Source organism: Bacillus fungorum, from assembly GCF_002746455.1.
In the GTDB taxonomy this organism is placed as follows: Bacteria; Bacillota; Bacilli; order Bacillales; family Bacillaceae_G; genus Bacillus_A; species Bacillus_A fungorum.
This window is the reverse complement of record NZ_NWUW01000033.1, coordinates 23,112-41,892: the sequence shown is the minus strand read 5'-3', so window position 1 is coordinate 41,892 and position 18,781 is coordinate 23,112. Positions and strand designations below refer to the sequence as shown.

Annotated in this window: 17 protein-coding genes, 2 tRNA genes and 1 rRNA gene; all 20 read right to left on the bottom strand. The window is 37.4% G+C overall.

Annotated features, from left to right (window positions below; genetic code table 11):
- A 16S ribosomal RNA gene (locus CO726_RS26830) occupies positions 1-103 on the bottom strand; the annotation flags it as partial.
- 373 nt (positions 104-476) lie between these two features.
- Positions 477-1,976, bottom strand: coding sequence for a lysine--tRNA ligase (gene lysS / locus CO726_RS26825; protein ID WP_000369671.1), 1,500 nt, complete (start codon positions 1,974-1,976; stop codon positions 477-479).
- Between the two features lie 159 nt (positions 1,977-2,135).
- Positions 2,136-3,134: a tRNA dihydrouridine synthase DusB gene (gene dusB, locus CO726_RS26820; protein WP_136699867.1), complete on the bottom strand. Its 999-nt coding sequence runs from the start codon at positions 3,132-3,134 to the stop codon at positions 2,136-2,138.
- A gap of 23 nt (positions 3,135-3,157) precedes the next feature.
- The gene (locus CO726_RS26815) at positions 3,158-3,361 is read right to left on the bottom strand and encodes a helix-turn-helix domain-containing protein (RefSeq protein WP_000387027.1); all 204 of its coding nucleotides are present in this window, start codon (positions 3,359-3,361) and stop codon (positions 3,158-3,160) included.
- Positions 3,313-3,828, bottom strand: coding sequence for a 2-amino-4-hydroxy-6-hydroxymethyldihydropteridine diphosphokinase (folK, locus tag CO726_RS26810; protein WP_060629194.1), 516 nt, complete (start codon positions 3,826-3,828; stop codon positions 3,313-3,315). Before folK ends, CO726_RS26815 begins: the two co-directional genes overlap by 49 nt.
- Positions 3,825-4,187, bottom strand: coding sequence for a dihydroneopterin aldolase (gene folB, locus CO726_RS26805; RefSeq protein WP_000358063.1), 363 nt, complete (start codon positions 4,185-4,187; stop codon positions 3,825-3,827). Before folB ends, folK begins: the two co-directional genes overlap by 4 nt.
- Positions 4,188-5,048 (bottom strand): dihydropteroate synthase, encoded by an 861-nt coding sequence (gene folP, locus CO726_RS26800; protein WP_136699866.1) that lies wholly within the window; start codon positions 5,046-5,048, stop codon positions 4,188-4,190. It abuts the gene before it with no gap.
- A complete protein-coding gene (gene pabC / locus CO726_RS26795) occupies positions 5,023-5,895 on the bottom strand; it encodes an aminodeoxychorismate lyase (protein ID WP_099686268.1) in 873 nt (290 codons plus the stop codon). The genes folP and pabC overlap by 26 nt, the downstream gene beginning before the upstream one ends.
- A complete protein-coding gene (pabA, locus tag CO726_RS26790; RefSeq protein WP_099686267.1) occupies positions 5,889-6,476 on the bottom strand; it encodes an aminodeoxychorismate/anthranilate synthase component II in 588 nt (195 codons plus the stop codon). The genes pabC and pabA overlap by 7 nt, the downstream gene beginning before the upstream one ends.
- A gap of 5 nt (positions 6,477-6,481) precedes the next feature.
- Positions 6,482-7,879 (bottom strand): aminodeoxychorismate synthase component I, encoded by a 1,398-nt coding sequence (pabB, locus tag CO726_RS26785; protein ID WP_099686266.1) that lies wholly within the window; start codon positions 7,877-7,879, stop codon positions 6,482-6,484.
- A gap of 220 nt (positions 7,880-8,099) precedes the next feature.
- Positions 8,100-9,023 (bottom strand): cysteine synthase A, encoded by a 924-nt coding sequence (gene cysK, locus CO726_RS26780; protein WP_099686265.1) that lies wholly within the window; start codon positions 9,021-9,023, stop codon positions 8,100-8,102.
- Between the two features lie 113 nt (positions 9,024-9,136).
- Complete coding sequence (gene hslO, locus CO726_RS26775; RefSeq protein WP_099686264.1) at positions 9,137-10,012, bottom strand: redox-regulated molecular chaperone HslO; 876 nt, start codon at positions 10,010-10,012, stop codon at positions 9,137-9,139.
- A gap of 6 nt (positions 10,013-10,018) precedes the next feature.
- A complete protein-coding gene (locus tag CO726_RS26770; RefSeq protein ID WP_000578367.1) occupies positions 10,019-10,807 on the bottom strand; it encodes a type III pantothenate kinase in 789 nt (262 codons plus the stop codon).
- A 224-nt stretch (positions 10,808-11,031) separates the two neighbouring features.
- Positions 11,032-12,933: an ATP-dependent zinc metalloprotease FtsH gene (ftsH, locus tag CO726_RS26765; RefSeq protein ID WP_099686263.1), complete on the bottom strand. Its 1,902-nt coding sequence runs from the start codon at positions 12,931-12,933 to the stop codon at positions 11,032-11,034.
- 85 nt (positions 12,934-13,018) lie between these two features.
- Positions 13,019-13,561, bottom strand: coding sequence for a hypoxanthine phosphoribosyltransferase (hpt, locus tag CO726_RS26760; RefSeq protein WP_000981842.1), 543 nt, complete (start codon positions 13,559-13,561; stop codon positions 13,019-13,021).
- Positions 13,558-14,988, bottom strand: a complete 1,431-nt coding sequence (gene tilS / locus CO726_RS26755) for a tRNA lysidine(34) synthetase TilS (RefSeq protein ID WP_099686262.1) — start codon at positions 14,986-14,988, stop codon at positions 13,558-13,560. Before tilS ends, hpt begins: the two co-directional genes overlap by 4 nt.
- 233 nt (positions 14,989-15,221) lie before the next feature.
- Entirely contained in the window at positions 15,222-17,693 is a 2,472-nt protein-coding gene (gene spoIIE, locus CO726_RS26750; protein WP_136699865.1) for a stage II sporulation protein E, read from the bottom strand.
- Between the two features lie 259 nt (positions 17,694-17,952).
- A tRNA-Glu gene (locus CO726_RS26745) sits at positions 17,953-18,024 on the bottom strand.
- Positions 18,025-18,037: 13 nt separating this feature from the next.
- Positions 18,038-18,111: transfer RNA gene (locus CO726_RS26740), tRNA-Met, on the bottom strand.
- A 160-nt stretch (positions 18,112-18,271) separates the two neighbouring features.
- Positions 18,272-18,754, bottom strand: a complete 483-nt coding sequence (locus CO726_RS26735; protein WP_016085299.1) for a S1 domain-containing RNA-binding protein — start codon at positions 18,752-18,754, stop codon at positions 18,272-18,274.
- Positions 18,755-18,781: the final 27 nt, after the last annotated feature.

Genomic DNA, 18,781 nt, shown 5'->3' with positions numbered 1-18,781 from the left:
CCGCTAACTTCATAAGAGCAAGCTCTTAATCCATTCGCTCGACTTGCATGTATTAGGCACGCCGCCAGCGTTCATCCTGAGCCAGGATCAAACTCTCCAATAAAGTTAGTTTGTCTAGCATCTAAAATAAAAATTGACGTTTCACGTTGTTTGTTTCGTTCAGTTTTCAAAGAACTACTTCGTCGCTCAGAAGCGACTTTATTAATATAACATTTTGTTATATTTTCGTCAACAACTTTTTTTCAATAAGTTGTTTTTCGTTTGTTTTGCTTGTTACCTTTCGTGGCAACGAATATAAATATACCAGTTTGATTATTAAAATGCAATAGTTTTTCTAATAAAATTTTTAACTTAGTAAAAAAGTATAAAAACAGCACTTTTCTTCTATATAAATATAATTTCTCGCACTATCAAGATATACTATCTCCAGACAACTCATACTCAAATAAAAAAAGCTTTGGAGAAATCTCCAAAGCTTAGTCTTGTTTATGACGCATAGCAGGGAATAATAGTACATCACGAATAGATGGTGCATTCGTTAATAACATAACAAGGCGATCAATACCAATTCCTAATCCACCTGTAGGAGGCATACCATACTCAAGAGCTTCGATATAATCATCATCCATCATGTGAGCTTCGTCATTACCTTGTTCGCGTTCTTTTAATTGCGCTTCAAAACGTTCTTTCTGATCGATTGGATCATTTAACTCAGTGAATGCATTTGCATGTTCACGTGCAACGATAAATAATTCGAAACGATCTGTGAATCGTGGATCTTCGTCATTCTTTTTTGCAAGTGGCGAAATTTCTACTGGATGACCATAAATAAATGTTGGTTGGATTAATTTATCTTCTACTTTTTGCTCGAAGAATTCATTAATAATATGACCAACTTCCATTGTATCCTTAATTTCTACATTATGTTCTTTTGCAAGTTCACGCGCTTCTTCTACACTCATCGGATTCCAGAAATCTGCTCCAGAATGTTCTTTAATTGCATCTACCATATGGAGACGTGTCCATTCTGGTTCTAGATTAATTTCATAATCACCATATTGGATTGTTGTTGTACCTAGTACTTGCTTCGCAATATGAGCAACCATATTTTCTGTTAGTTTCATAATATCTTTATAATCAGCATACGCTTCATATAATTCAATCATCGTAAACTCAGGATTATGACGAGTTGATACACCCTCATTACGGAATACACGACCGATTTCATAAACTTTTTCTAATCCACCCACAATAAGGCGTTTTAAATGAAGTTCAATTGCGATACGCATATATAATTCCATATCTAACGCATTATGGTGCGTAATGAAAGGACGCGCAGAAGCTCCACCCGCAATTGCATGCATCATAGGTGTTTCCACTTCAAGATAACCGTTATCATCTAAGTATCTTCTCATTTCACGAATGATTTTACTGCGAGTAACGAATGTTTCACGACTTTCCATACTTGTAATTAAATCTAAGTAACGTTGACGGTAGCGTTGTTCAACATCTTTTAATCCATGATATTTATCCGGTAATGGACGAAGAGATTTCGTTAATAGCGTAAAGCCCGTTGCTTTCACTGAAAGTTCTCCAACGTTTGTTTTGAACACTTTACCTTCAATACCTACTAAGTCACCTAAATCTGCTGTTTTAAATAATTCGTACTCTTCATCTCCAACAGCATCTTTACGAACGTAAATTTGAACTTGTCCATGTAAATCTTGAATATGTGCAAATCCAGCTTTTCCTTTACCGCGCTTTGTCATAATACGACCAGCAATAGAAACAGAGATTTCTTTCTCTTCTAATTCTTCTTTAGAGAACTCTCCATATAAGCTTAATAAGTCATTTGTTGCATTTGTACGTTCAAATCGTTTACCGAACGGATCGATTCCTTGCTCACGTAAGTTATGTAGCTTTTCACGACGAACAAGCAATTGGTCGTTTAATTCTTCGTGGTTCATGTTATCCATGGTATTGATATCACTCCAGCTCTATTAATTTTTACAATATATACAGTATAGCATTTTCTACTCAACTAGAAAAACTGCCAGCAACTAACTGGCAGTTCTTCTTTCTTTCACGTAATTATAGGAAGTGTATAGAAGAATGTCAATCTTCCCTATCTATTATTAACCAACGTGAATTGTTTGTTGTTTTGCTTCTACTTCTTCTACAAATACACCTAATACATTCGCAAGGTCTTCACGCGTATTACAAGCATTAATACCATTACGTACAGTTGCATTACCACGAATACCCTTTAAATACCAAGCTGCATGCTTTCTCATCTCTCTCACAGCAACATTTTCGTTCTTTAAATCGATAAGACGATCTAGATGCAACATACATACGTCAATTTTCTCACGCACTGTCGGTTCCGGCATTAATTCACCTGTCTCTAAATACTTTACCGTACGATAAATCATCCACGGATCTCCAAGGGCAGCGCGACCAATCATGACACCATCTACACCAACTTCATCAAGCATACGCTTTGCATCTTGTGGCGTTGCGACATCACCATTTCCGATAACCGGGATATTTACAGCTTGCTTTACTTGTTTAATAATATCCCAATCCGCTGTTCCTTCATACATTTGTACTCGTGTACGTCCATGAACTGCTACCGCTTGTCCACCAGCACGCTCAACAGCTTTTGCATTCTCGATTGCGAAAATATGATCCTCATCCCAACCAATACGCATTTTAACTGTAACCGGCTTTTCTACAGCATCTACAACTGCCGCTACCATTTCATATATTTTATTTGGGTCTAAAAGCCACTTCGCTCCCGCATCACACTTAACGATTTTGGGTACCGGGCAACCCATATTAATATCAATAATATCTGCTGTCGTATATTTATCTACGTATTTCGCAGCATCTACAAGAGTTTCTTTCTCTCCACCAAAAATTTGTAAGCTTAATGGCTTTTCTCTCTCATCGATATATAACATATCTAATGTTCTTTTATTGTTCAGTAGTATTGCCTTATCACTTACCATTTCGGCACAAACTAGACCTGCACCGAACTCTTTTACTGTCAAACGGAATGCAGAGTTACACACTCCCGCCATCGGTGCTAATACAACTGGATTCTTCATCTCAATATTTGCGATCTTTAACACTCGATTTACTCCTTCCTTCATAGTCACTTTGGCATTAACTCATCTATCGAAACCTTTAATGCTTTAGCAACTTCCACTACAAAATCTTGGGAAGGCGATCGATTCCCTCTCTCAACTTCACCCAAAACAGATACAGATACCCCTAATTCTTTTGCAAAACCTTCTTGCGTATAACCTTTTAGCTTTCGAAAAGCACGAATGCGTCTTCCCCATTTTTCTGCTTCCATACCGTTACTCCCTCTCGCCTTTTCATTTCTTCTACTTGTGAACGTGAAATGTTTTGTTTTATATCTTGATTAATCTCTAACAACGGAACGATAACAAAAGCTCTTTCGAACATCCGCGGATGCGGAACAATAAGATTCTCTGCTTCAATATTTTCTTGATTATATAGTAAAATGTCAAGGTCTATAGTCCTCGGACCCCACCTGATTTCCCTTTTTCTTCCTAAATCATTCTCTACTCTTTGTGTAACCTTCAATAATTCTTGCGGTGATAAATTGGTAGAAATTTTTATAACTAAATTTAAAAAGCAACTTTGGTCAGTATAGCCAACTGGTTCTGTTTCATATACAGATGAAATATCATTAACTTGGATATACGGGTTTTTGTTTAGAAACTGAATCGCTTCAGTTAAATACGTATAGCGTTCTCCGATATTTGAACCTAATGCAATGTAAGCTATATTATTCATGGACGTTCTCTCGTAATTTCTACTGCTACAGCACGATAATGTCCCGGGATCGGCGGATCTGGTTTAATTACCTTTATCGTACATCTTGAAATACTCTCATATTGTTTCAATATATCTGTAGCAATATTTTCCGCAATGCTCTCTACAAGCTTATACGTTCTATCTTCAACAACTTTCCTACATAATTCGAAAAGTTCTCCATAATTAACCGAATGCTCTAAGTCATCACTTTCTCCCGCGCGTTTTAAATCCAATTCCACCGTTAAATCAACTTTAAATCTCTGACCTAATTTATTTTCCTCTGGGAATACACCATGATAACCGTAAAACTCCATATCATGGATATAAATTTTATCCAATTACTTTGCCCCCTTACCAATTATCGCATCCATCATCTTAGCCATACGTGCCATTTCTTTCACATCATGAACACGAACAAACTCACAGCCCTTTTCAATACCAAGACAAACGGTAGCTCCCGTTCCCTCAAGACGTTCCTCTACCGGTAAATCTAGCACGTGTCCAATAAAGGACTTTCTTGAAGTTCCTAAGAGAACTGGGTAACCTAGTACGTTTAACTGTTCTAAATTACGCATCGCTTCTAAGTTTTGTTCGGGTGTTTTAGCAAAACCAATACCTGGGTCTAAAATAATATTCTCATCTCGCACGCCAGCATCTTTAGCAATTTTAATACTGTCATATAAATCAGCAATCATATCCGCCATTAAATTACGATAATTCATATTATCGCGATTATGCATTAAGATAATAGGTACATCGTAATGAGCTGCAACTTCAGCAATTTTTGGTTCCGCCTTCGCTCCCCAAATATCATTAATAATATGAGCACCAGCTTCTATTGCTTGTTTTGCAACTTCAGCTTTATACGTATCGATAGAAATAGGCAATTGCACCTCTTTTGAAACTGCCTGAATCATCGGTACAACTCGCTTTACTTCTTCTTCCACTGATACTTTAGCAAAACCCGGACGAGTAGATTCACCACCGATATCAATAATATGAGCACCTTCATCTCGCATTTCTTTCGCATGGCGCACCGCAGCCTCTACCTCGTTGTAACTCCCACCATCAGAAAACGAATCTGGTGTTACATTTAAAATCCCCATAATTAAAGTTTTTTCATTTAAGTTCAATGTATATTCGCCGCAGCGCAAATCATAATCCCACTTCAAACTACACATCTCCTCTTCGCAATTCATTTCTGCTCCACAACTTCTCTCTCTGCATTTCATAAAGATTCATAAATCTTTTTGTCACCGTCCCTACTTTACCCGGGAAATCTCGTCCCTCTATACGATAAAGTGGAACAATTTCTTGAATCGAGTTTGTTACGAAGACTTCATCTGCTGAAAGTAATTCATCTTTTGTAAAGAAACCTTCCTTTACTTCTATACCCAGTCCTTCAGCAAGCTTTATAATAAACGCACGAGTGATACCATTTAAAATCCCTGTTTTTAACGAAGGTGTATATAAAATACCACCTTTTACAAAAAAGAGATTCGAAACAATACCCTCTGCAACATAACCTGTTTCAGTAAGGAAAATACCTTCCTTATTCACAACATTTCCAATTTCACGTTTCCCTAAAATGTTATTTAAATAATGATGAGACTTCAAACGAGACGCACCCTCTGGTGTATTTCGCACTTGCTTTAAAACAACCCCTTCTTTTTCCACTACATCTTCTGGGGCTGCTAGAGGTTTTATAAAAACAATAACAGACGGCTCTTCATACATTTCCGTTTGCAATCCAATTTCATCTATACCCGCTGATACATTAAAACGTACATATGCATGCTCTAATTCATTCTTAACGAGTAAATCCTTCAAAATAAGCAGTACTTCATCTTTCGTCATTGTCCATTTAATTCGCAATGTATCCAGTGCACCTATTAAACGGTCATAATGATCATCCAACAAAAAAGGATGACCATTATAAATACGAAATGTCTCGAAAACTCCAAGACCATATAAATAACCATGGTCATACGGAGAAATTCTCGCTTCACTCGCTTCTACATACTCACCATTTACGTAAATTAACATGATGTCACACTCGGACTGTATTTACGAATGAAATTCTGCAACAACTCTTTCCCATGAGAAGTCATAATAGATTCCGGATGGAACTGTACACCTTCAATTGGTAATGTTGTATGGCGAAGCGCCATAATTTCCCCTTCTTCAGTCCAAGATGTTACCTCTAAGCAATCAGGTAACGTCTCTTTCTTAACAATAAGTGAGTGATAGCGCGTCGCGGTAAATGGATTAGGAATGTCCAAGAAAATCGTCTTTCCGTCATGATGCATAAGCGACGTTTTCCCATGCATTAATCGCTCTGCACGAACTACCTCCCCACCAAACACTTGTGCAATGGATTGATGCCCAAGACAAACCCCAAAAATCGGAATCTTTCCGGCAAAGTATCGAATAACCTCCATACTAATACCCGCTTCATTCGGACTACATGGGCCTGGCGAAATCATTAAAAAGTCTGGTTTCATATTCTCAATATCTGAAATAGTCACTTCATCGTTACGTTTAACAACAAGCTCTTGTCCCAGTTCTCCAAGAAACTGCACTAAATTAAATGTAAAAGAATCATAATTATCAATCATTAATATCATTTCTCTCACCTAACCGTTTCTTCGCTACGTTCTTTTGCACGCCATAAAGCAATCGCCTTTTTTAACGACTCTTTATATTCATTTTTCGGATTTGAATCAATTACAATTCCCGCTCCTGCTTGTACATGCGCTTTTCCATCTTTAGCAAGAAGTGTCCTAATTACAATATTCAATTCTGTATCTCCAGAATAACCGATCCAACCGATTGAACCTGTATAAATCCCTCGACGAACAGGTTCTAATTCTTCAATAATTTCCATCGTACGTATTTTCGGGGCACCAGTAATTGTCCCCCCAGGGAATACAGCCTTCACTAAATCAAAAGCATCTTTATCTTCTTCCACCTCACCACGCACATTAGAAACAATATGCATAACATGTGAGTATTTCTCAATTACCATAAATTCATCTACTTCTACAGTTCCATATTTACAAACACGTCCTAAATCATTTCGTTCTAAATCCACAAGCATGACGTGCTCTGCTCTTTCTTTTTCATTCTCAATTAATTCTCTTGCCAATTCTTCATCCTCTTGCTCATTCGCCCCTCTAGATCTCGTTCCAGCAATTGGTCTTGTACTTACTTTGGTTCCTTGTTTCTTAATTAGCAACTCTGGCGATCCACTAACAATTTGAAAATCCCCAAGCTCCAAGTAACCCATATATGGAGATGGATTAATTTCACGAAGGCTTGTATAGATTTCTAGCGGATGTGTTTGTAACGTTCTTTCTTGTCTTGTCGACAAGTTTACTTGGAACACATCACCAGCCCCAATATATTCTTGAATACATTCAACCGCCTTCATAAAGCTTTCTTCAGTAAAAACAACTGCTTCACTTTTCTTTTCAGGGCATGCAAATGGTATAGTCACTTCCGGCATTTCTGTCGCCCAAAGAATCTTCCATTCATTTAATCGCTCTTTTGCCTCTTCATACTTATCTACATAATGTGTAATAATCCATAATTCTTTTTCTTCTTGATCATACACAAATACATCATCAAATAATAAAAAGAATATATCAGGTATATTAATGTCATCCTCCGCAAGAGAAGGAAGTTTTTCAATATAACGGATGCAATCATAACTAAAGTAACCAATTGCACCACCTTGAAAAGGCGGGTACTCCGGATTATAGTCTGTTTTCCATCGCTCCATATATTCCTGCATTAGATCTAATGGGTTTCCTTGCTTTATTGTTTCCTTACCACTTTCACTTATATGTAACGTTTCACCCTTCCCTCGGATTACCGCTACTGGGTTTAATCCCACAATGTTATAACGACCGCCACGTCCACTCTCTAACAAAATATGTTGCGGTTTATCCTTAGAAAGAAATTTATATTGCTTAAAGAAATCTAACTGATATGGAATAGAAAGCGCTAAAGATTTTCTTCGTTGCATATCAACACCCCGTCTTCTTTTATCCCACCCTCTTAAAGTAACCACCTCACACTACATTTGTTATGTATATAGATCGGTTATACTCGAAGGCTAGTGAAAATAAATAAATTATACTACCTCTTATTTTACATGAAGTTTTCTAGTCATTCACTCTTTTCCTATTTCCAATCCAAAAAGAAAAAGCATCCTTTTTCAAGGATGCTTTTTCAATCACATATAATTAAGACTCAAATTGATAAAGTGGTGTACTTAAATAACGTTCACCGTTACTTGGGATAATAACAAGTACCTTTTTCCCTTTACCTAACTTTTTCGCAATTTCTGTCGCTGCATAAATAACTGCTCCAGAAGAGATACCCACTAAAATACCTTCCTCTTTAGCCACTCTTCTTGCATATTCAAATGCTTGCTCTGTTTTTACTTGAACAATTTCATCATATACCTCTACATCCAATGTCTCTGGGATGAATCCCGCCCCAATTCCTTGGATTTTATGTGGACCCGGTTTCCCACCAGATAATACTGGTGAATCCGCAGGTTCTACTGCATAAATTTTAATATCTTTATACGCTTCCTTCAGTACTTCACCAGCGCCAGTAATGGTTCCACCTGTACCAATACCTGCGATAAACGCATCTAATTGGTCACCCATTTGTTCAACAATTTCTGGACCTGTTGTTAAACGATGAATTTCTGGATTTGATTGATTTTTGAACTGTTGCGGTATAAAGTAGCCATGTTCTTTTGCTAATTCAGTCGCTTGACGAATTGCTCCGCCCATTCCTTCAGGCCCTGGAGTCAATACTAATTCAGCGCCATAAGCACGTAATAAATTACGACGCTCAACACTCATCGTTTCTGGCATTACTAAAATTGCCTTATATCCTTTAGCAGCTGCTACCATCGCTAAACCAATTCCTGTGTTACCACTTGTTGGCTCAATGATTGTATCGCCCTCTTTTAATAATCCCTTTTTTTCAGCATCTTCAATCATAGCTAACGCAATACGATCTTTAACGCTGCTCCCCGGATTCATAAATTCTAATTTTAAATATATATCTGCGCTGTCTGATTCTACGATGCGGTTCAACTTAACGATCGGCGTTTTCCCGATTAATTCTGAAACTGATTGTGCCACTCGCATTCCTGTCACTCCTAACACCGAGTATTTTTATTGGTTTTATCTATATTTATATTTTGTCAGAAAATTCCCTTTTTGTCAATCTATTTGGAGGATTGTTCCCCCTAAGTCCCTTATTACAGATTCTCAATTAAATTTGTAATATCTTCTTTAGAGAACTTGTATCGTTCATTACAGAAATGACAGTGAACTTCTGTCTCTTCCTCTTCTTCACGAACTTGCTCTAACTCTGTTTTACCTAAACTAATTAACACACTCTCAATACGTTCGCGTGAGCATGTGCAATTAAATTGAACATCCATCGTTTCTAATACTTTTACTTTATCTTCTCCAAGAACTGCATACAGTAACTCTTCTGGAGAAAGCCCTTGTTCAATCAACGTTGATACTGGAGGGATTTTTTGCAAACGTTCTTCAATGAATGAAATTGTTTCTTCCTGTGCGCCCGGCATAATTTGAAGGATAAATCCACCTGCCGCTAATATGCTGTCATCCCCATTTACAAGAACGCCAACACCTACAGAAGAAGGTGTCTGCTCGGAAACTGCAAAATAATACGTGAAGTCTTCCCCTAATTCTCCTGAAACAATTGGAGATTGACCAATAAACGGCTCACGCATACCAATATCTTTAATTACCGTTACAAATCCTTCAGTACCTACCGCTTGATATACACGTAATTTCCCTTGTTCCGTTCCTTCAAAGTCAACATGTGGATTTGTTACATAACCACGTACATCCCCATTTGCATGAGCATCTACTAAGATAGGACCAATCGGACCATTACCTTCTATCTTAATCGTTAACTTTTGTTCACCTTTTAACATTGCGCCCATCATTGTACCTGCAGTTAAAGAACGACCAAGCGCCGCTGAAGCTGTTCTCCATGTATCATGACGTCTTTGCGCCTCACTTACTGTGTTTGTTGTGCGTACACTATACGCACGCACTTCCCCATCAAATGCTAACGCTTTTACTAAATAATCTTTCATACTTATTTATTCACCTTTCTCATGCTGTAAATTTGCATTACGCTCGTATAACATATATAAACCTTTTAATGTTAAAAATGGATCTACAACATCAATGACATTCGATTCTTCTGAAATTAATTTCGCCAATCCACCTGTTGCAATAACTTTCGGTTCTTGTTTAGCTTCCTCTTTCATACGCTTAACGATACCTTCCACTTGTCCAACATACCCATAAAGAATACCAGATTGCATCGCACTTACTGTATTCTTCCCAACAACACTGCTTGGTTTTGTAATTTCAATACGAGGAAGTTTTGCCGCTCTACTATATAAAGCCTCTGCTGAAATCATAATTCCCGGCGTAATAACTCCACCCATATAATGCTTTTCTTCGTTAATATAACAATATGTCGTAGCCGTACCAAAATCGACAATAATAAGCGGACTTCCATATAAGTGGATTCCTGCTACTGCATTTACAATTCGGTCCGCGCCTACTTCACGTGGATTTTCATATTTAATATTTAGCCCCGTTTTTATTCCAGGACCTACTACAAGCGGTTTAATTTTAAAATACTTTTCACACATGCGCTCTAAAGCAAACATAATTGGTGGTACGACTGAAGACACGATAATACCTTTCACATCTTCAAACGAAAGACCCTCATGCTCAAGCAACTGCTTTACAAGCATTCCATATTCATCTTCTGTCTTATGACGATCTGTTTCCATGCGCCAATGTTGACGAAGTTCCCCCTCTTCAAACACGCCTAGCACAGCATTTGTGTTCCCTACATCCAATACAAAAATCATATTCTCACCACTTATCTTATTTAATCTATATTTGTGCAGTATGTATAAAACTTATAAAAACATCATATCACACATACTTATATAATCAGCTTTTCTATCCTCATCATTTTACAAAAAGATGACTCTCTATTTCAATTTTTAATACCAGTTTTATTTAAATTCTTTTTCCACTTCACTTCGTTCCACAAATAAAAAAGGAGTGACTATCGTCACTCCTTCATCTCTTACTTATCTTCTGTATCTTCATCGTCCTTCTTCATGTTGATGTTTACTTTCACATCAGCTGAAGATGTTGGACGTTCTGGCAATCTGCCATAATCACATAAATGATTGATTTGCTCTGCATCTAACGTTTCTACTTCAAGTAACGTTTTCGCAATAAGATCTAGTTTATCACGATTTTCAGTAAGAATTTCTTTTGCACGAGCATAACATTCTTTCATAATCGTTTGCATTTCCACATCGATTTCATGTGCAATCGCATCACTATAGTTTTGTTCTGAATGGAAGTCTCTTCCTAAGAACACTTGACCACCTTGCGAGCTACCAAATTGCATTGGTCCAAGCTTATCACTCATACCAAATTCCGTAACCATACGTCTTGCAATACCAGTCGCACGTTGGAAGTCATTATGAGCACCTGTACTTACTTCACCAAATACAATCTCTTCAGCTACTCGACCACCAAGTAAACCAGTGATTTTATCAAGTAACTCTGGTTTTGTCATGAAGTAACGATCTTCTTTCGGAAGCATTACTGCATATCCACCAGCTTGACCACGAGGGACAATTGTTACTTTATGAACGACATCAGCTTCATCAAGAACAACACCAATTACAGTGTGGCCCGCTTCATGGAAAGCAACGATATTACGTTCTTTTTCAGAGATAACACGACTTTTCTTAGCTGGACCTGCAATAACACGATCCGTTGCTTCATCAATGTCACTCATATCAATTTTCTTCTTATCTTGACGTGCAGCCACTAAAGCAGCTTCGTTTAATAAGTTTTCAAGATCGGCACCAGAGAATCCTGGCGTACGAGTTGCGATTGCTCTTAAGTTAATATTCTCATCAAGCGGTTTATTACGAGCGTGTACTTTAAGTACAGCTTCACGACCATTTACATCTGGACGATCTACTGTAATTTGACGGTCAAAACGACCTGGACGTAATAATGCTGGGTCAAGAATATCAGGACGGTTTGTCGCAGCGATGATAATAATACCTTCGTTTGCACCGAATCCATCCATTTCAACAAGTAATTGGTTCAACGTTTGCTCACGCTCATCATGGCCACCACCAAGACCTGCGCCACGTTGACGTCCTACCGCATCAATTTCATCAATGAAAATGATACAAGGAGCATTTTTCTTTGCGTTTTCGAATAAATCACGTACACGTGATGCACCGACACCGACGAACATCTCTACGAAATCAGAACCACTGATAGAGAAGAACGGAACGCCTGCCTCACCTGCAACGGCACGTGCTAGTAAAGTTTTACCTGTACCTGGAGGTCCCACTAATAGAACACCCTTCGGAATACGGGCACCAACTTCAGCAAACTTACGAGGGTCTTTCAAGAATTCAACTACCTCAACAAGCTCTTGTTTCTCTTCATCCGCTCCAGCAACATCTCTGAAACGAACTTTTTTCTTTTCGTCATTATATAACTTCGCCTTACTTTTTCCGAAGTTCATAACACGGCTACCACCGCCCTGAGCTTGGTTTAATAAGAAGAAGAATAAAATGAAGATAATGACAAACGGAATGATAGAAGTAAAGAAGGTTACCCAAGCACTTGTTTCTTCAGCTGGTTGATACTTAACTTCAGCCCCTTGTGCTTTGTCATTAATTTTCTTTTGTAATTCCTCAGTATTTGGTGCATAAGTAACAAATTGTTCTCCCTGGCTAGAGTTATTAAATTGTCCTTTTACCTCAAATACACCATTTTTCGGTTGAAGTTGCACATTACGCACTTCACCTTTTTCTAGTTTAGTAATGAATTTATCGTAGCTAACTGATGTCGTTTTTTGTGTCGAACCATTAAAATAGCTCACGATTCCAATTACTACTAGGAATATCAGTAAATAAAAGATGGTATTACGGAAGATACGATTCATTCCTAACCTCCTCTCACGGCATAAACACTATAGTAAATCGTAACATAGAAAAACTTTCCTATACAATTGTGACGCCTGTATTTAATTAATTTGAGTAAACGCTTGGTTTTAATACTCCTACATAAGGAAGATTACGGTACTGCTCTTTATAATCCAATCCATACCCTACAACAAATTCATGCGGTACAGTAAATCCAACATAATCCGCTTTCAAATCTACCTTACGGCCTGTCGGCTTATCTAATAACGTAACAATTTTTACAGACTTCGCTTTACGATATTTAAATAGGTCTACTAAGTAGCTTAGCGTAAGACCGCTATCAATAATATCTTCAACGATTAAAATATCGCGACCTTCTACAGATGTATCAAGGTCTTTTAAAATTTTCACTTCGCCTGTTGAAACAGTAGAGTGACCGTAACTAGATACAGCCATAAAATCCATTTCAAGATATGTATCTGTTCTCTTTAATAAATCTGCCATGAATGGCATTGCGCCTTTTAATACACCAATCGCAAGAGGTACTGTGTTTTTATAATCCTCTGCAATAATTGCACCTAATTCGCGCACCTTTTCTTGTATTTGTTCTTCAGAAATTAATACTTTTTCGATATCTTGATTCATCATTTCATTATCCTCCCGGAAGACTCCTTGCTTTTGTAGTGAATAATCATATATTTATCCTTCTTTGCCGTCTCTTTCGAGATAGCAAATGCAGATCGCTTCAACAAGGGTACCCAAATAATATTCCCACTTGCATCACAAACGACCGGCCATTCTTCTCTTTTTTCTCTTGGTACTTTCGCTTCGATAAAAATAGCTTTTATCTTTTTGGTGCCATTCATACCTTGTATTGACATGCGATCTCCATTTTCTCTAGAACGAATACGAAGTGGATATGATATATCATTATACTTAGCAACAAATACTGTTTCATTCATGTTACTTGGTATATCTTCGCTCACCTCTGTTACAAGCTTATCCCCGTTCGATAGTGTAATTGTCCCGGGCACTGATAAATCTTGTGAAAAAGGAGAAACAATTTCTTGTTTAAATCCAAAGCTGCACTCCTCGTATGCGCGAACAATTTTCAAATCACCTGGGAAATCAAGTGAACCCGAAGGTTGTGTCCGCTTAAAAAACTCAATCACTTTGTCAATATGTATAGAGGAAAGAGAAGATGGAATCTTATATTCATAAAGATAGTTTAATATTAGTTGAATCCCTCTTCTTTGTAAAGGCATAGACATGGATTCAAAGGCAGGAATTGATAAGCTAATTTGTTTATCACTTTTTTTTGTAATTACTTTATTCATTTTCTCAAAAGCTAATTCCTGCAAATACGCCTCATCCTCTTGCATCTGCATGCTAAATTTTTGGAATTTCTCATGCACTTGTGGGTTTTCTTCTTTCAAATGAGGAAGAACATATTTACGTAATCGATTCCTTGTATATACTTCCTTTTTATTACTTGGATCTATACGAGGAATTATTTTTAGCTTATTACAGTAATCAACAATTTCTTCCTTCGTTACTCCAAGTAACGGCCTAATTAAATACCCATTATGAAAAGGACGCTTCACTGCAATTCCTGCATATCCTTTCGGAGTACTCCCTCGTACAAGACGCATTAAAATCGTCTCTACTTGATCATCACCATGATGTCCAAGGGCTACATATCTCGCATCATATTTCTTCATTATTCTTTCCAAAAATGCATATCTGCATTCTCTAGCAGCAACCTGTGCATTCATCCCGTATTGCTGTTGATATTGCGACACATTAATCCTTATCGTTTCGCAAATAACTCCCAGTCCTTTACAAAGGTCCTGCACAAACTGTAGGTCCTCATGAGATTCCTCACCTCTAAACATGTGATCCACATGCGCCACTACAATTTCAAACTGTTTTGCTGCTCTTTTTTCTAACAAATAATATAGAAGAGCCAAAGAGTCAGGACCACCAGAAACCCCTACAACAATTGTTGAACGTTCCTTTAATACATCATGCTGCTTTACAAAGTCATCTACCTTCTCAACAAATGTATCTTTCAACTTCGTAATCACCTTTCATTAAACAAGAACAGCAACGTTAGTTACCTTGTTTATAATGGTACAACTTTTACAAACATTGTGCAAAAAAAAGATATACAAAAATTACATTTTTATCTTACATCATCCGTACATATTCACAAAAATAATAACATTACCTTTTAAAGCAAAAAAACCTAGGTATTCACCTAGGTTTTCAGAAAGAAAAAGCGATAAAGAAACATCACACTCCAACTTTATTGTGCCTGCATTCCCACAATTGGAATGGTAGCCCATTTCGGCATATTTTTCTTCACTTTCGCCACTACAATAGTCATATCATCATTTATATAACCATCACCAGAGCGAATCACCTCTTCCATGATGATATCAGCAATTTCTTGCGGATCTTCAGTTTGTAACTCTTTAATTTTCCGCTTCATCCATAATTCATGATTCTCCACATGTTGCGCTCCCTCAAAAATCCCATCGCTCATCATAATAAGGATATCGCCTGTTTTTAATTGCTCACCCACTACATCGACTTCAACATCCTCAATAATTCCCATCGGCAAATTACTTGCTTCAATTTTCAAAATATTATTTGCGCGTTTAACAAAACTAGGCGTCGATCCAATCTTTAAAAACTTCGCACTCGCATCCCGCAAATCTACCATAGCTAAATCTAACGTCGTAAACATCTCTTCTGTTGTTCTTAAAGAAAGAATAGAATTGATAGACTTAATTGCTATTTCCTCATCAATGCCTGATTGAAGTATTTTTTGTAATAGTTTCACCGTTTCTTTACTCTCCATATGAGCTCTTTGCCCATTTCCCATACCATCACTAATTGCAAGAGCATATTTACCAACACTTAAATCCATCATCGCATAAGAATCACCCGAAACAAACCCACCGCCTTTTGCAGCTGTGGCTAAGCCCGTATCAAGAGAATACGTTTTTGCTGAACCAAATGATATTAAGCTGTGGCCGTTCGGATAAGAAGATTTTTCTTCATGTTTAACAACAATATTTTCCTTTAGAATATCAGAAAGCATTGGTGCAACTAATTTTTCACACTCTCCGTGTTCATTAGATGCAACTGGAATCAACATTTCAATATCAATACTTCCTCTATCTAAACAATAAATATCAACATGCTCTACTTCTACACCAAAATCACGAAAGGCTTGCAAAATCTGTTCTTCCTGTACTTGATGATTTTCTCGTTCTCTTTGTATCTCCTTAGCAAAATCCTCCATAACTTTTGATACACCTAATAGTTGCTCTGCTACTATTCTACGATTTTCTTTCATTTGTTTTCGTAATTTTTGCCCCTCATAGAAGTGATCTAATTCACCTGCTACTAAATCCGTCACTTTCTTCCCTCTCACACAATGCTTGTCCCATTCACGAACTAACTTCCGATTATGCTGCAACGTCCCCTCTTCCGTTTCGCTCATTATTTGTTTCATATAATCATAAGTTTTGTCGAAATTAACTACCCAGCATTGATCCTTTTTAAAGCATGTTTGACATGTTTTCGCAGTAATTGTACTTAAGAACAAATCTGCTTCTGTCTCTTTATCTTCCTCCTCCACATATCCATATACAGAAAAGCTATTAGATAAAGCAGCAAATACATTGGCAAATTGATTGATTTTACTCGCTGTAACATCACGCATCCTTCTTAAGTACTGTTGTTGATCTTGCGAATGTTCCTGTGTGCCTGGCATAAATTTAGCAATACGATCCATAACAAGTTTCGGTGTTAATAAGAAGAAAGCAATCGCCACACCAGATTCAATTAAAGTTGTCACAATGTTTGTTTGCTTGTCTACATATAGCGTAATCAAGCTCGTCCCAATCAATAAACCTAAACTAACACCTAAACGCTTCCCTTCTTTTAACAAACCACCAAGTAGCCCAGAAAAAGCAAGCAGGCTCAGTTGAGATAAACTTGAGACATTCGCTAAACTTAATATTAATCCAGTGACAACACCCACTGTAGACCCTGTAGCAGCCCCCGCGATAAATGCAAACACGAGCACTAAATATCTAGTAAAAACATGTTGAATAGAAGCATCATATACAAACCAATCTGTTGTACCTGTTAAAACAGATGCTAGTAATATAATTAAACAAACAATTTCTTCTGTCTCTAACGCTTGTTGCTTCCCTTTTCTTTCTACTAAAAGCGGAACACTTTGTAAAAATATCATAGTTAATACGAAGCTAAGCCCTGCCTCAATTGTACTAACGAGTAAATCGTACATGGTGACGGTTTGTTGCGCAAAATATACGACAACTAAATGTGCGGTTAATGCGGAGATAAATACTTGGAATGGAACAAGTCCAACAGTTTTACGTGTAAATCGACTAAAGAAGATATTATAAATGAAGAAAGTAAAAATAGATGCAAAGGTAAAGAATAAATTATCTATCGAAACTGAAAGTGCGCCCCCCATTAGAGCCAAGAACGCGAGCGGCATTTTATCCCGCTTCATAACATAAACAGCAGCAAAAAACGGCAGTGCAAACGGTAAAATGTTTGTTAATATATATGCTCGTCCCAAAAGAAAACCCATAACAACAATAATAAATCCCCATCTAAAGAAAACTTGTTCAAACTTCATTCGCAACTTACTCGTCCACTTTACTGCTCCAAGCTGACTCTCATTCATTGCCAATGCACTTGTATTCATAGTATTCCTTCCTGCTTTAGGCATATTTTTAACACCACCTGCATAGTTTAATTACTGTCATTATAAAAGATGATTATTGGGATTTTTGTCAAAACAACAGTTTTCACTTTTATAATCGTTCGACTTTTTATTCGAAATAACTCTACATATATACACGGTACGTATTTTATTTTTAATGTTTTAATCGAACATTCAGAAAATATAGGGTAATTTTGTAGAAGTGTTGTATGTCTTAATTTATTTAACAAAAAAAGATCATGCAAATTTGCATGATCTTTTTAGATGACCCGTACGGGATTCGAACCCGTGTTACCGCCGTGAAAGGGCGGTGTCTTAACCACTTGACCAACGGGCCGTTAAATTAAATATAGCGGCGGAGGGGATCGAACCCCCGACCTCACGGGTATGAACCGTACGCTCTAGCCAGCTGAGCTACACCGCCATGTCGTCTTATTTAACGGACAATTAGTATCTTACCTCAGATATAATTTAAAGTCAACACATCTTAAAAACTTTTTTAAAAATATATTTTCACATATAAAAAAGCACCCCGAGCAATTGCCCTGGGCACCTCTCTATATGCTAAGAATTAAACGTTCTTATTATCCGCGACGTGCGCCACGGCCACCACGTTTAGATTCTGTGTTACGCTTTAAAGAAGTTAAACGATCTTCGCTATCCTTTAAGAAACGTGCCATCTTTTGCTCGAATGTTTCTTTTGGAGCGCGTTCGTTACCGCCACCACGGTTATCTCTGTTGAAAGAGCGATTACGTTGTGGACGTCCAGAACGTTGTTGATCACCACCGCGTTGGTATTCACCACGTGGACGATCTCCTTCTGTTTTTTCACGCTCTTTCGCTTTTTTAATAGATAAACCGATCTTACCATCTTTTTCAACGTTAATAACTTTTACTTCTACTTGGTCGCCCACTTTTAAGTGATCGTTAATATCTTTCACATAATTATCAGCAACTTCACTAATATGAACAAGACCCGTTAAGCCTTCTGGCAGCTCCACAAAAGCCCCAAAATTTGTAATACCTGTTACTTTACCCTGTAACTTGCTGCCTACCTCGATTGACATAAAAAAAATGCTCCTCCTTAGTGGTTA